The organism is Polymorphobacter fuscus, from assembly GCF_011927825.1.
Classification (GTDB): Bacteria; Pseudomonadota; Alphaproteobacteria; order Sphingomonadales; family Sphingomonadaceae; genus Sandarakinorhabdus; species Sandarakinorhabdus fusca.
In genome coordinates this window covers 460790-475195 of sequence record NZ_JAATJI010000001.1, presented here as the reverse complement: position 1 = coordinate 475195, position 14406 = coordinate 460790, and the positions used below count along the sequence as shown (strand labels likewise).

The 14406-nt window shown below is 65.6% G+C and carries 11 protein-coding genes and 2 tRNA genes; 2 read left to right on the top strand and 11 right to left on the bottom strand.

Annotated features, from left to right (window positions below; all coding sequences use genetic code 11):
* Nucleotides 1–75: 75 nt before the first annotated feature.
* Both GGQ62_RS02285 and GGQ62_RS02280 read right to left on the bottom strand, forming a co-directional pair.
* A tRNA-Arg gene (locus GGQ62_RS02285) sits at nt 76–152 on the bottom strand.
* Nucleotides 153–249: 97 nt separating this feature from the next.
* Complete coding sequence (locus tag GGQ62_RS02280; protein WP_152576677.1) at nt 250–2073, bottom strand: DUF885 domain-containing protein; 1824 nt, start codon at nt 2071–2073, stop codon at nt 250–252.
* A 208-nt stretch (nt 2074–2281) separates the two neighbouring features.
* Between GGQ62_RS02280 and GGQ62_RS02275 the strand changes: the two genes are divergently transcribed.
* Together GGQ62_RS02275 and GGQ62_RS02270 are read left to right on the top strand one after the other, a co-directional pair.
* Entirely contained in the window at nt 2282–3382 is a 1101-nt protein-coding gene (locus GGQ62_RS02275; protein ID WP_243445977.1) for an extracellular catalytic domain type 1 short-chain-length polyhydroxyalkanoate depolymerase, read from the top strand.
* A gap of 53 nt (nt 3383–3435) precedes the next feature.
* Entirely contained in the window at nt 3436–4452 is a 1017-nt protein-coding gene (locus GGQ62_RS02270) for a potassium channel family protein (protein ID WP_152576679.1), read from the top strand.
* A gap of 93 nt (nt 4453–4545) precedes the next feature.
* On the opposite strand, the gene GGQ62_RS02265 is transcribed toward GGQ62_RS02270, so the two are convergent.
* The 9 genes from GGQ62_RS02265 to GGQ62_RS02225 all read right to left on the bottom strand — a co-directional run bounded on the left by GGQ62_RS02265 (nt 4546) and on the right by GGQ62_RS02225 (nt 14397).
* Nucleotides 4546–5121: a PEPxxWA-CTERM sorting domain-containing protein gene (locus tag GGQ62_RS02265; RefSeq protein WP_207790463.1), complete on the bottom strand. Its 576-nt coding sequence runs from the start codon at nt 5119–5121 to the stop codon at nt 4546–4548.
* 211 nt (nt 5122–5332) lie between these two features.
* Nucleotides 5333–6382 carry a helix-turn-helix domain-containing protein gene (locus GGQ62_RS02260; RefSeq protein ID WP_152576681.1) on the bottom strand — a complete coding sequence of 350 codons (1050 nt, stop codon included), beginning with the start codon at nt 6380–6382 and terminating at the stop codon, nt 5333–5335.
* 13 nt (nt 6383–6395) lie between these two features.
* Nucleotides 6396–6470: transfer RNA gene (locus GGQ62_RS02255), tRNA-Val, on the bottom strand.
* A gap of 81 nt (nt 6471–6551) precedes the next feature.
* Nucleotides 6552–6899: an HU family DNA-binding protein gene (locus tag GGQ62_RS02250; RefSeq protein WP_279379631.1), complete on the bottom strand. Its 348-nt coding sequence runs from the start codon at nt 6897–6899 to the stop codon at nt 6552–6554.
* Nucleotides 6900–6981: 82 nt separating this feature from the next.
* Nucleotides 6982–9372: an endopeptidase La gene (gene lon / locus GGQ62_RS02245; RefSeq protein ID WP_152576683.1), complete on the bottom strand. Its 2391-nt coding sequence runs from the start codon at nt 9370–9372 to the stop codon at nt 6982–6984.
* Between the two features lie 163 nt (nt 9373–9535).
* Complete coding sequence (locus tag GGQ62_RS02240) at nt 9536–9958, bottom strand: VOC family protein (RefSeq protein WP_152576684.1); 423 nt, start codon at nt 9956–9958, stop codon at nt 9536–9538.
* Nucleotides 9959–10126: 168 nt separating this feature from the next.
* Nucleotides 10127–11317 carry a CaiB/BaiF CoA transferase family protein gene (locus GGQ62_RS02235; protein WP_167649442.1) on the bottom strand — a complete coding sequence of 397 codons (1191 nt, stop codon included), beginning with the start codon at nt 11315–11317 and terminating at the stop codon, nt 10127–10129.
* A 298-nt stretch (nt 11318–11615) separates the two neighbouring features.
* A complete protein-coding gene (locus GGQ62_RS02230) occupies nt 11616–13226 on the bottom strand; it encodes an MFS transporter (RefSeq protein WP_279379628.1) in 1611 nt (536 codons plus the stop codon).
* Between the two features lie 130 nt (nt 13227–13356).
* Nucleotides 13357–14397, bottom strand: coding sequence for a DUF2855 family protein (locus tag GGQ62_RS02225; RefSeq protein ID WP_152576686.1), 1041 nt, complete (start codon nt 14395–14397; stop codon nt 13357–13359).
* Nucleotides 14398–14406: the final 9 nt, after the last annotated feature.

Below are 14406 nucleotides of genomic sequence, written 5' to 3'. Positions count from 1 at the left end.
CGGCATTTCGTTCTGGCGGGTTCGGACGACCGCATGGGCGGCGCCAGAACAGGAAACGGCAGCAAACGGCGGTATTGGTGCGCCCGGCTGGATTCGAACCAGCGGCCTCAGGATTAGAAGTCCCGCGCTCTATCCAACTGAGCTACGGGCGCATTGCACGCCGCCGCCGGCAGCGACGCGCCTTTTATGGGGTCGCCCGGGCTGCGGCAAGCACCAGCCCGGCGGCCCTGAAGACGCGGCGCGTCCGCGCTATTTGTTCACCGCGATCCAGTCGTCGACCCGGCGCTCCAGCACGTCGAGCGGCAACGACCCCGAACCGATCAGCAGGTCATGAAAGCTCTTCAGGTCGAACTTGCTTCCCAGTGCCGCCTCGGCCTTGCGGCGCAATTCCATGATCTTGATCATGCCGATCTTGTAGCCGGTCGCCTGCCCCGGCAGCGTGATGTAGCGGCGCACCTCGGACCGGGCCTTGTCGACCGGCGTGCGGCCGGTCTTGATCATGTAATCATTTGCCTGTTGCTCGGTCCAGCCCTTGGCATGGATGCCGGTATCGACGACGAGCCGCGCGGCGCGGAACAGTTCGGCATCGAGCCGCATGAAATCGGCGGCGAGATCGGGATACGCCCCCATTTCCTTGCACAGTGCCTCGCTGTACAGGCCCCAGCCCTCCCCGAACGCGACATAGCCATAGGCCTTGCGGAACTTCGGCCCGCTCGACTGGCGCGCCTGGATATCGCCCTGCATGACATGACCCGGAATGCCCTCGTGGCACATCAGGTCATAGACCGCGGCCGGGTCTTCCGATGTGCCGAGCAGATGGACATAGACCCGGCCAGGGCGCACCCCGTCGGGGCTCGGCCCTGCGGCATGGGCGGCACCGCCGGCGACTTCGCTGAACGACGGCTCGCGGATCACTTCCATGCGATAGGCCGGGAGTTCACCGAAATATTTTGGCAACAGCTTGCGGGTGTTGGCAATCGATTCATTGGCGATGCGCAGATATTCGGCGCGGCTGGCATCGGTCCATGGCGCGGTCGGAAACAGCCGCGCGCGCTCGGCGTAAAAGGCTTCGCGGTCCTTGAAGCCGGCCTGGCGCGCCAGCGCGTCCTGTTCGGCCTCGATCCGCGCCACCTCCTTCAACCCGGTCTGGTGCACCTGTTCGGGCGTCAGGTTCGTGGTCGTGGCAAGTTTCAGCGCGGCGGCATACCAATCGGCCCCGCCGGGCAGCGACACGGCGCCGACGCGGCCGCTGGGCGCAGCCGGCAGATCGGCTTCCGCCCAGGCGATGACCCGGTCGTAGGCGGGACGGATCGCCAGCAAGGCGGTGCGCGCTTCGGCAAGCATGGCATCGACCTCGGCCTGCGTCGCCTTGCCCGTCGAGACGAGCTTGGCGCCCTTGGCCTTGATATCGCTCCACAACGGCGAATCGGGGCCGTCGCCGAAGGGCGCTCCGGTGACGATCGATCGGCTGCCGGCAATGACACGCTCGATCTGGAACCGCGGCGCGTGAATGCCGGCCGCATCCGACTGGCGGCTGCGCGCGATGGCCGTGTCGAGCACGCCGGGGATGGCGCGCAGCCGCGCGACATAAGCCTTCATGTCGGCGGCATCGTTCACGGTGTGCGTGCTGATGAGGAAATTCGGCAGCTGCGAATGCACCGAATAGAGGAAGGAGTAGAACGGCGGCTGAAAGCCACGGTTGCGATAGGACAGTTCGGCACGGTCGAGCTCGAGCGCCCAGATGTCGAAATTGGCCTGCGCCGCCGGCGAAAGCCTGGCGCGGTCGAACGCCTTCTTCATCCGCGCCACGCTGTCCCGGCGCCATTGCAGCTGCTTCATCGCGGCGGCGTCGCTGATGTCGTCGAGCTTGTCCTGGCCGTCCTTGACCCCGAGCCGGGTTGCCAGCTGCGGCCGCTGCTTGACCTCCTGGGCGAACTCGGCATCGAGGAACGCTGTCAGCCGCGCATCCTCGGACGCGGTGGCCGCCACCGGCGCCGTCGCCGCAAAGGCCAGCGGCGTGGCGGCGATGGACAGGATGAGTGCCGCAGACCCGACGAGAACGCGATGACGCATGATAACCCCTTTTTTCCCGCCGGCAGCTTTAGGGGGGATTGGCGCCGAGGTGAAGAGCCGGTCTGCACGCAACGGGTTCCGTCATCTGCCGGGCCTGATAATCTATCGTCCGCAGAATCAATATGCTATTCATTGTGCAGTGCAGCAACGAAGAACGCCGGCGTGCGTTGTCCCTGATGCAATGACTTGGCCAGCGCTGGAGCACGATTTGACAGGTTTGGGATCGACGATCGAGCGGCTGGCGCGTGCGCGCGCTGCGGCGGCCGCGCCGCCGCACCCTGCCACCGACAGGTTGCAGGCGCTGGACGGCTTCGGCAGCAACCCGGGCGCCCTGCGCGCCCGCACCTATATTCCCGCCGGATTGCCCGACATGGCGCCGCTGGTGGTCGTGCTGCACGGCTGCACCCAGACGGCCGCCGGCTATGACCATGGGTCGGGCTGGTCGCAGCTCGCCGACGCCCGGGGCTTTGCCCTGCTGTTCCCGGAACAGCAGCGGGCGAACAATCCCAACCTCTGCTTCAACTGGTTCTCCCCGGCCGACGCACGCCGCGATGCCGGCGAAGCGCATTCGATCCGGCAGATGATCGCGGCGATGATCGCCGCGCACAGCATCGATCCGCACCGCATCTACGTCACCGGCCTGTCCGCCGGCGGTGCCATGGCGTCGATCATGCTGGCAAGCTACCCCGAAGTCTTCGCCGGCGGTGCCGTCATCGCAGGCCTGCCCTATGGCGCCGCCAATGCGATGGGCGATGCCTTTGCACGCATGCGCGGCCAGGGCTATCCGTCCGACGCGCGGCTGGGGGCGCTTGTCGAGGGTGCGTCGGCCCATGAAGGCCCCTGGCCGACCCTGTCGGTGTGGCAGGGCAGCGCCGACACCACCGTCGATCCTTCCAACGCCCAACGCATCCTGGGGCAATGGCGCGCGGTCCATGGCGTCGGCGACGCGCCATCGCAGGAGGACGTCGTCGACGGCCATGTCCACCAGATCTGGCGCGACGCCACCGGCCGCGCCGTCATCGAATATTACGATATCGGCGGCATGGCGCACGGCACGCCGCTGCAAGCGCAGGGGACCGGCGGCGTCGGCACCGCAGGGCCGCACATGCTCGAAGCCGGCATTTCGTCCACACGCCATATCGCCCGCTTCTGGGGCCTCGACGAGGCCGGCTCTGCGGACATTCCGCGGCCCGCCGGAACGGCGAACGCCCGCCACTCGCCCGCCGCGGCTCCGGCTGCGCGGGCAATGCCGGCCGATGTCGGCACGATCATCGCGGACTCGCTGCGCGCCGCCGGGTTGCTGCGCTGACTGACGGGCGGCGGCCACTTCCGCGCCGATAGCGACCTCGCTAAGGTCGCGGCATGACCGCCTCGACCCCCTGGTTGCGCTTGCAGCGGCCCGACGTCCTGGGTCCCGGGGCCTCGCTGGGGCTGCGCGCCCTGCTCGTGCTGGCGCTGATCGGCATCGCCCTCGCCGGCCACTGGTTCGACCGCGGCGGCCTCCGCGACAACATCGACAATCATGTCAGCTTCGTCGATGTCGTCTATTTCACCGCCATCACCGTGGCGACCGTCGGCTATGGCGATATCGTGCCCGTCACCGACCAGGCGCGTTTGTTCGACACGTTCGTGGTCACGCCGATCCGCCTGTTCATCTGGCTGATCTTCCTCGGCACGGCGTATGATTTCATCTTCAAGCGGATCTGGGACCGGTGGCGCATGCAGAACATCCAGCGACAGTTGCACGGGCATTGCATCGTCTGCGGCTATGGCAGCAGCGGCGAAGCCACCATCGGTGAACTGATTCGCGGCGGCAGCGAACCGCTGCAGATCGTCGTCATCGACAAGGATCCCGAACGCGTCGCCAAGGCCGTGGCATGCGGGGTCACCGGGCTGACCGGTGATGCCAGCCACAACGAGGTGTTGAGCGCGGCGCGCGTCGAAACCGCCTGCGCCGTGCTGGTCTGCACCGGCCGCGACGACACCGCGGCGCTGGTGGTGCTCAGTGCCCGCAAGCTCGCGCCCGGCGCCCATGTTTCGGCAATCGTCAAATCGGCCGAAAACGAAGCGCTGATGCGCCAGGCCGGGGCCAATGTCGTCGTTAACCCGGTCGATCTCGGCGGCCATCTGCTGGCGCGCGCGACAGGCAGCGCGCATGTCGTCGATTATGTAACCGATCTTGTCACCAACATGGGGCGGGTCTGCCTGCAGGAACGATCGGTCACGGCAAGCGAAGTCGGCAAGTCGATGGCCGATGTCACCACGGGCCTGGGCGTGCGGATCCACAGGGGCAGCGGCGTCATCGGTTTCTGGGAGGACGGCGCCCGCAGCCTGCAGCGCGGCGACCTGATTGTGGAGATTGTCCCCACCGGCCGCTGACAGGGCAAACACAGGCACCGCTTCGTCCTGGACGCTGCGTGCGCCACCGCGTCGCCCCGCCCTGCAGCAATCGGCGCACGCCTGAGCCGGCTCCTATGCAGGCTTATATCCCTGTTGCCGCCTGTGGCGCAGCCGGGCGCCGATGAGGCCGAGCCCGGCGATCAACAGGCCCCAGGACGCGGGCTCTGGCACGGGCGCAGCGACCGGGGCTTCGCGCACCAGATAGGTGCCACGCTGACGCATATAGGGCGTGCTCCCGAAGGCCTGATAGATGACGCTCATGCCATTGGGTTGGACGATCCCGGTGGCGAGCATGATATTATAGATCGAATAGGTACCGGCATCGGTGAGGAAATAGGCGTAGGATGCCTGCGCCGTCGAACCTCGGCCGTAATCATGATAAATCATCGCGCCGATCGTGGCCATGACGGGCAGCCCGACGGCGACCGCGTAGGTGTTGACCCCCGTCGGGTTCAGGCCGCTCAGCCCGAGGTTGCCCAGCAAGGCCGTGACTTCGGTGTGCCGTGCGACGCGGAATTCGGGGAACAGCGTCGTGAGCTGGGCCGGAGCCAGTTCATAGGTCAGCGGCAGCCGCAGGAATTCGAGCCCGAGCGCATCATCATGGATGATGTTCTGGTCACCCGCGACCCTGTAGTCGCGCAACTGCACGACCGCGCCGGCCGGGACGCTGGCAAGTCCGATGCCCAGCACGGCCGTTCCCAGGGACAATCGTTTCCAAAGCTGCATGTCGCCACCCCTCATGACCAAAGCCGGCCTGCACCATCATCTGCGGCCGTCTGTTCGCGTCATAGCGGGCGCCCGCCGGGCCCGTCATTGGCTGGCCGTTTCAAAGATATTGATCCCCCATTCCGCCCGGCGATCAGCCGAGGCTGGCGACCCAGTCGGCGAATTTGTGCGACGCCGTCCGGCGCCCGTCCTGCCGCGTCGTGTGACCGTCATGCGCCGCCAGCTGCCGGAAGGCCCCCGGCGTCATCCCGTACGCGCTCTTGAAACTGCGGGAGAGGTGCGCCCCGTCGGCAAAGCCGCAGTCGAGGGCAAGGGTGGCGATCGACCGGGTCTCGGCCGCGTCCTCCAGACGCGCCCGCAACCGTCGCATGCGCGCGCGCATCAGCAACTGCTTGGCGCCGCCGCTGCCCTTGAGCGCCCGGTACAGGCTCGCACGCGACACGCCGAGCGCGACGCACAGCCGATCGACCTGGAACGGCTCTGCCAGATGCCTTTCGATCCAGTCGATGGCGCGCTCTGCCAGCAGCGGGTTTGCCGATCCCGCCATATCACGCTCGCGCAGCGCATCGGTCAGCGTGGCCGCGGCCACATCGGTCAGCATCGCTTCGATGTGCGGCGCGTGGGCGGCGTCGAGATCAGGCAGGCTGTCGAGGACGCCCTCGGCGACCCGCGCGAACAGCGGCACCATCCGGCCGCTGGCGATGAGCCCATGCGGATCGGCGCCGCGCAGCCGGTCAACGAGCTGGCGCCGCGGGATCGCCAGCGAGATTTCGTCGGCCACTTCGGCGTCCATCACGCTCGGCCGACGCATGTCGAGGACCAGCAGCGAGCCATCCCCGGCCGTTTCGCATCCCGATCCGCAATCGACCGACACCAGCCCCTGCAGATGCAGGTTCAGGTAAAAATGGTCCGCGGGCCGCGTCGCGATCTCGCCCAGCGAGCGGGCATAGCGCGTCCGCGCCGTAGCGATCCGCGACAGGACGAGGTCACCGACCCGCCAGGCGGTCGCCCTGGCCCAGAAACCCGCCTTATCCGGTGTCGATATCTCGAAATTGGCCATGCCCGAGGCAAATGTCGCGAAGCGCGCATCTTCCGGTAACCCGCTGCTATCGAAGTCGAGTCGGGAGAAACCAGGCATGACGTTTTGTTGCATCTGTGCGCCACGACAGCAACGACAGGTCAAACCGGTGGCAACATGGTGGGCGCGACAGGGTTTGAACCTGTGACCCCTCCCGTGTGAAGGGAGTGCTCTACCGCTGAGCTACGCGCCCGCTGCCGGTTGACGGCGGAGCGGTTGGTTAGGCGAGCACAGGCGCCAAGTAAAGACCGGAGTGGGTGATTTCACCCCTGCCCTATGCCGGCACGCGATCGCATTCCAGATTGCAGGCATCCTTCAGATTGCGGCCGACGCGGAATTTGGGAACGACGCTGGCCGCCAGGTCCATCGGTTCGCCGGTGCGTGGATTGCGCCCCGTCGATGCCTTGCGATGCCCGGCGACGAAGCTCCCGAACCCGACCAGCCGGACTTCCTCGCCGCGCGCCAGGGCCGTGGTGATCGTATCCAGAAACGCATCGATGGCGCGCGCCGCGTCGGCACGGGCGAGGCCGGTGGCATCCGCCACATGGTTGGCAAGATCCTGCTTGTTCATCGAGATCGGAGCCCTGAATTTCGCGTGTAAAAGCGGATCATGGCCCCGCAGCGCTTGGAAGCAAAGGGCAAAATCGGCAAAACGAACGCCGCCGCGCGACAGGTCGCGCGGCGGCGTTGCACGAAGCCATGGCCTAATGGCGGACGGCGGGTTCCGGCAGGACCGGGGTCACCGGGCTGGCAGCGAGCTCGGTCGGCTCGCTCCATTCGATCGGCACCAGCGGCTGGACAAGCGCCAGCGCCAGCACCTCATCGACATGCGCCACCGGGATGATGGTGATGCCTTCCTTCACATTGGCGGGGATCTCGGCGAGGTCCTTCTCGTTCTCCGCCGGAATGAACACCGTCGTGATGCCGCCGCGCAGCGCGGCCAGCAGCTTCTCCTTCAGCCCGCCGATCGGCAGCACCCGGCCGCGCAGCGTGACTTCGCCGGTCATCGCCACGTCCTTGCGCACCGCAACCCCGGTCAACGTCGAAATGATCGCCGTGACCATCGCGATCCCCGCCGACGGACCATCCTTGGGGGTGGCACCTTCGGGGACATGGACGTGGATGTCCTTCTTTTCGAACACCGACGGCTGGATACCGTAGTGGATTGCCCGCGCCTTGGTGAACGACAGCGCCGCCGCGATCGATTCGGTCATCACATCGCCCAGCTTGCCGGTCGTCTTGACCAGCCCCTTGCCGGGTGCCGTCACCGCTTCGATGGTCAGCAACTCGCCGCCGACTTCGGTCCAGGCCAGGCCGGTGACGGCACCGATCTGGTCATCGACCTCGCCGACGCCGTAGCGATATTTCCGGACACCCGAAAACTCGCCCAGATTGTCGACATCGACCGTGACCGACGTCGCCTTGCCCTCCAGAATCCGCCGCAGCGACTTGCGCGCCACCTTGGCCAATTCCCGCTCGAGCGTCCGCACCCCGGCCTCGCGGGTGTAATAGCGGATGAGGTCGCGGATGGCGCCGTCGGTGAGGGTGAACTCCGCCTTCTTCAGGCCATGGGCTTCATATTGCTTCTCGAGCAGATGGCCCTTGGCGATCTCCAGCTTCTCGTCCTCGGTGTAGCCCGACAGCTGGATGATCTCCATGCGGTCGAGCAACGCCTGCGGCATGTTGAGGCTGTTGGCGGTGGTCACGAACATCACGTCCGACAGGTCGTAATCGACCTCCAGATAATGGTCGTTGAACGCCTTGTTCTGTTCCGGATCGAGCACCTCGAGCAGCGCCGACGACGGATCGCCGCGGAAATCCTGGCCAAGCTTGTCGATCTCGTCGAGCAGGATCAGCGGGTTGGATGTGCCGACCTTCTTGAGATTCTGGATGATCTTGCCGGGCATCGAACCGATATAGGTCCGGCGATGGCCGCGGATCTCCGCCTCGTCGCGCATCCCGCCCAGGGACTGGCGCACGAATTCACGCCCCGTCGCCTTGGCGATCGAGCGGCCTAGCGAAGTTTTGCCGACGCCGGGCGGGCCGACGAGGCACAGGATCGGGCCTTTCAACTTCGACGTGCGAACCTGGACGGCGAGATATTCGATGATCCGGTCCTTGACCTTCTCCAGCCCGTAATGATCGTCGTCGAGCACCTTCTGCGCCGCCACGATGTCGCGCTTGACCTTGGACTTCTTGCCCCAGGGCAGCCCCAGCATGACGTCGAGATAGTTGCGCACCACCGTAGCTTCGGCACTTTGCGGCGCCATCGCCTTGAACTTCTTCAATTCGGCGATCGCCTTGTCGCGCGCTTCCTTGGGCAGCTTGGCCTTGGCGATCTTTTCCTCGAACTCGGTGACCTCGTCCTTGGCCTCCTCGCCCTCACCCAGCTCGCGCTGGATCGCCTTCATCTGCTCGTTGAGATAATATTCGCGCTGGGTCTTTTCCATCTGGCGCTTGACGCGATTGCGGATCTTCTTTTCGACCTGCAGCACGCCCATTTCGCCCTCCATATGGGCAAACACCTTTTCCAGCCGCCGGGCGACGTCCGGCTCGGCGAGCAGCGCCTGCTTGTCGGCGATCTTGAGGCCCAGATTGGCAGCAACCGTATCGGCAAAACGCCCGGCATCCTCGATCGCGCCGATCTGCGACGCGATCTCGGGCGCCGTCTTGCGGTTGAGCTTCACATAGGTTTCGAACTGCTTGGCCGAAGAGCGCAACAGCGCCTCGATCTGTTCGCCGTCGCCCTCGACATCCGCGCGCGCCGAAACCGTTGCCGACAAATAGGTGTCATGCCGGTCGAGACGCGCCAGCGTACCGCGCGACTGGCCCTCGACGAGCACCTTGACGGTGCCATCGGGCAATTTCAGCAGTTGCAGGACGGTCGCCAGCGTGCCGACATCGTACAGGTCGTCGGCGCCTGGGTCTTCGTCGCCAGGATTCTTCTGCGACAGAAGAAAAACCGTCTTGTCCCCCTGCATCGCGACTTCGAGCGCCGCCACCGACTTGTCGCGGCCGACGAACAACGGCACGATCATCTGCGGAAATACGACGATGTCGCGCAACGGCAGGACGGGATAGGTCTGGTCAGTCATTCATTACTCCAATCCGGTGGTTCGGACCCGCCGATCCACCTGCTTCGATCGGGCATATGGGAAGCCGACCACCGCGCATCAATCCACCCGCCCAAGACTATGACGGCAGCAAACGCCTGCGCCTAGAAAAGATTGCGCCAAAGCGGCGCCTATGTCGCGTTGTTCACCGGGCGAACAACTGGCCCAGGTCATCGAACGCCTTCATCTCGATGGCATTGCCGCTGGGATCGCGGAAGAACATCGTCGCCTGCTCGCCGACCTCGCCGCGGAACCGCACATGGGGTTCGATGACGAAGTCGGTGCCGGCTGCCGTCAGCCGGTCCGCCAGCGCCTGCCAGTCGTCCATTTCGAGGACGATGCCGAAATGCGGGACAGGAACATGATGCCCGTCGACGGCATTGCCGCCGGCATCGGCCGGCGCCCTGCCCGCCACCAGATGCGCAACGATCTGGTGGCCATAGAAATCGAAATCGATCCATTCGGCCGAACTCCGCCCCTCGGGGCAGCCGATGGTGCCGCCCCAGAAGGCGCGCGCCGCGTCGAGGTCATGGACGGGGAAGGCAAGGTGGAACGGCCGCAACGACATGGGTATCTCCTTCACGCACCGTGATGCCGCATTGCAGCATCGGCGCAAAGCGGCAATTCGGGCTTTTCGATACGGTTAACCGTCGCCCCCGCGAAGGCGGGGGTCCATCTCCGGAACGCAGCTGATGACCCGCCGCTCCGCGCGCGTGACGTGGAAAACAACAACGACTCAACCCTCGATCCCGAACACTGCCCCCGCCGCCAGAAACGCCGCAATCGCGTCCGCATCATAGCCCAGCGCCATCAGCACCGCCGTGCCATGTTCGCCCAGGTGCGGCGCCGGCCCCGCCACGGCCGCCGGCGTCGCGCTGAACCGCGCCGGCGGCCGGGCATTGTCGACGCGGCCGGCGCTGCCATGGTCGATCGCGACGACGATCCGGTTGTGCACCACCTGCGGGTCATCGGCAGCCTCGGCGCAGCCATTGACGCGGCCGCCGACGGCACCTTCGCGAATGAACCCCGCCATCAATTCGTCCTTGGTCCGCGCGGCAATCTCGGCCGCGATCGCCGGCGCCCATTCCTCCCGATGCGCCATGCGCCCGCCGACACTGTGGAAGCGCGTGTCGCCGGCCAGGTCGTCGCGCCCCAGCGAGCGCGCCAGCGCGATGAATTCGATGTCCTGCATCATGCCAATGGCGACCTGGCCATCGGCGCAGGGCCACAGCCGGGCGAGCGCACCATATTCGGGATAAGGCGGCGGCGGGTCGTCGCGGAAGCTGTGGTTGTACATCCCCTCCGGCCAGTTGAACGCCATCGCCGCGTCGAGCATGGCGACGTCGACGCGCTGGCCCTCGCCGGTGCGCTCCCGGTGGAACAGCGCCGCGGTGATCGCCTGCGCCATCGTTACCGCCGTCACCTTGTCGGCCACGAGCGTCCGCACCAGCGACGCCCGCCCCGCCCCGTCGATCTGCGTCGCGGCGATCCCGCTCACCGCCTGCACGACCGGATCATAGACGCGGATATTGGCATAGGGGCCATCGGTGCCGAAGCCGGTGATGGCGGCATAGATCAGCCGCGGGTTGAGCGCGCGGCAGCGGTCATGGCCGAAGCCGAGCCGGTCCATCGTGCCGGGACGGAAATTGTCGACCACCACATCGGCGCCCGCGATCAGCCGTTCGAGGATGGCCCGCCCACCGCCGCTCTTGACGTCGATCGACAGCCCCTGCTTGCCGCGGTTGACGGCGATGAACATCGCCGAAAGGTCGCCCTTGGCGGGGCCCATGCGCCGCACCGGATCACCCCCGGGGCTTTCGACCTTGATGACGTCCGCCCCCTGGTCGGCAAGGATCGTCGTCGCCATCGGTCCCGACACGATCTGCGACAGGTCGATGATCCTGATCCCCGCCAGCGGTCCCGCCACCTGTCCTGCCCCTGTCATTGTCGAAAGCGGGCGTTAGCACGGCGGACCCGCCCGTGCCGCATGGCGCTATTGTCAGCTAGAGCAGCTTTCGACCGCTCACACCGTCAGTCCCGCGAAGGCGGGAGCCCATCTCCAGCCCTCGACTCGATGCCTCGCACTTGCATCTTGTCGCCATATGGGTTATAACATTGGCTGCTTTGCTCTTTGACATCACCACGACACGCCGACCACCCCCCATGTAGGAAAAGGGTCGATTCACTGTGACTTTCGAGACTTTTGCCTTGATTGTAGGCGTTGCTCACAGCGTGATATCGCGGTCCTTCGTCTCCGGCAGCCAGATCGCACAGACCACGAACGCCATCGCCACCACCGCGAACGTGTACCACAGGCCCGAATAGGACTGGCCGGTGCGCACGACGATATATTGCGAAATGACGGGCAGAAAGCCGCCGAAATAGCCGGTCCCGATATGATAGGGGATCGACATCGACGTGTAACGGATCCGCGCCGGGAACAGTTCGACAAGGATCGCTGCGACCTGGCCATAGGTCATCGCCGACAGCCCGACCATGATCGCGACCGCAGCGATGATCTTCCAATGCGTCATCGCGTCCGGATCGGCCGTATCGGGATAACCGGCCGCGACCAGCGCCGCCAGCCAGGCGTCCTTGTCGAAGCCTTCGAGCCGCTGTGACCCTACTGTCACCGCCAGCTCCCGGGCCGGCTGCTTGGTGTAGCTGACACCGCGTTTTGTCAGGAACTCCAGCGCCTTGGCGCACTCGGTCGCGGGTTTTCCAAAGACGCTGTAATCGCATTCGGGCAGCGCGATCACCACGGGATGGGTGCGGGTGGCGGTTTCCAGCGCCGGATTGGCGCCATCCGCCATCAGGTGGAACAGCGGGAACAGCAGCAGCATCGTCAGCCCATAGCCGGCGAGCAGCAGCTTCTTGCGGCCGATCCGGTCCGACAGCCAGCCGAAGAACACATAGAGCGGTGCTGCAAGCATGGCGCCGACCGCCATGTACAACAGCGCCTGGGTTTCGGGCACCCGCGCCGTCCCCTGGAGGAAGTACAGCGTGCCGAACTGCGACGTGTAATAGATCACCGTCAGCCCGGCCGAGACCCCGAACAGCGCCACCGCAAGATTGCCGAAATTGCCCTTGTGGGTGAAGCTGTCGACAATCGGGTTCTTCGACGTCGTGCCGGCCTCCTTCATCGCCTTGAACACCGGACTTTCCGACAGTTTCAGCCGGATGTAGATCGAAATCGCCAGCATAACCAACGACATCAGGAACGGCACCCGCCAGCCCCAGGCGACGAAATCGGCCTCGCTGATGAAGGCGCGGCAGGTCAGCACGACGGCGAGGCACAGCAGGAACCCGCCCGCCACCGATGCCTGGATCCAGCTGGTATATTGGCCGCGCTTGCCGGGCGGGGCGTGTTCGGCGACATAGATCGCGGCGCCGCCATATTCGCCACCCAGCGCCAGGCCCTGGAGCGTGCGCAGCGACAGCAGCAAGATCGGCGCCCACACCCCGGCGGTGGCAAAGGTCGGCAGGAAACCGATCGCGGCCGTTGCCCCGCCCATCAGGGTGATGGTGACGAGGAACGTGTATTTCCGCCCGATCTTGTCGCCGAAATAGCCGAAAATCACCGCGCCGAGGGGGCGGAAGAAAAAGCCGATGGCAAAGGCCCCGAGCGAGAACAGCAGCTCGGTGGTCGGATTGCCGGTAGTGAAGAACAGCTTGCCCAGCAGCGACGCCAGAATGCCGTAGAGGAAGAAATCATACCATTCGAAGACCGTGCCCATCGACGACGCGATGATCACCAGCCGGTCGCGCTTGGGATCCAGCCCGGGGTCCCCGGCTCGCACCACGGCTGCACCGGCAGCCTCTGCCCTCGTCGCCAAAATATGCCTCCCCCAAAGCGTGACGCTTTTTTGTTACCCCATGTCTAGGGGGAGACGGCCTGACACGCAATCGCGCTTTAGGGATTGATTTGATTGAATTTGTTGCACATTTGACACAAATTCGAAGGGACTAAACCCCGACGACAAAGCCAGCGGCCGGGTCGATGCAACCGTCTGCAAGGGCTTGCCATTGCCCCGCCGCGGCCGTCGCGCCGCTCGCTTCCACGATCTGCAGCCAGCCAGTCGTCGCCATGAAACGCGTCCAGGCCGCAAATAGCCGCTGCTCGAAGCCTTCCGGCCCCCAGGTCGCCACGCGGTCGGCGATGACCGAGGGCGCAAAGAACAGTTTCGGGGTCACCCCCGGCAAGGTTTCGCTATTGGCGGCGGCCCAATGCGTGTCGCCGACGATGAGGCTCTCGATCAGATGATCGCCAAGCGCGGTGTGGAGGGCGTGGCGAACGGCGCCGTTGCCGGAAAAATCCACCAGCGCCACTGGCCCGTCCGGCAGGGTTTCAGCCAAGGCGTCATAGGCCATGACCTGGTCGTAATAGCCGGTCGATTCGACAAAGCCGATATTGGCGGCGGCCGTGACGCCGATGACGCGTTGCCGCCCGCGCGCCGCCTGGGCAAGGCCCAGCGCCGTTTTCGACGAGGCGGAGGTGAGGATCAGTGTCGCCGCGGGCGATTCCGAAAGCAGCGCATCGAGCACGAAAGAGGTGGTGTAGAGCGGCCGGAACAGCGCCTGCAGAGCCTCCGACCCCCAGTCGGGGCTGGCCGGCACATAATGGTTGTAGACAGCGGGCAAGGACTGGCGATGCGGTGCGCCGTCGACAAAACCGCGGGGTCCGATGCGCGTCGGGGTGACCACGGCATGGCTCGCCATGGGCCAATAGCCGTAAAAGCGCGCGCCGACTGCAATGCCTTCGACCTGGCTTTCGACGACACTGGCAAAGCCCCATACCGGCACGATACCATATCCGTCGGACGCCGGGAAAAATGACCAATAGCCCATGTCAACGCCATGCGCGGCATAGGTCATGTTGTTGGCGGTCAGGGCGAAATGGTCGACATGCACCAGCAACTGGCCGGGGCCGGCGTCCAGATTGCGCTCGACAACGCTGATGTCGGCAAGTGCCGTCCGTCGCACCTGAAGTTCGGTCGCTGTCACCATCGCCTGCTC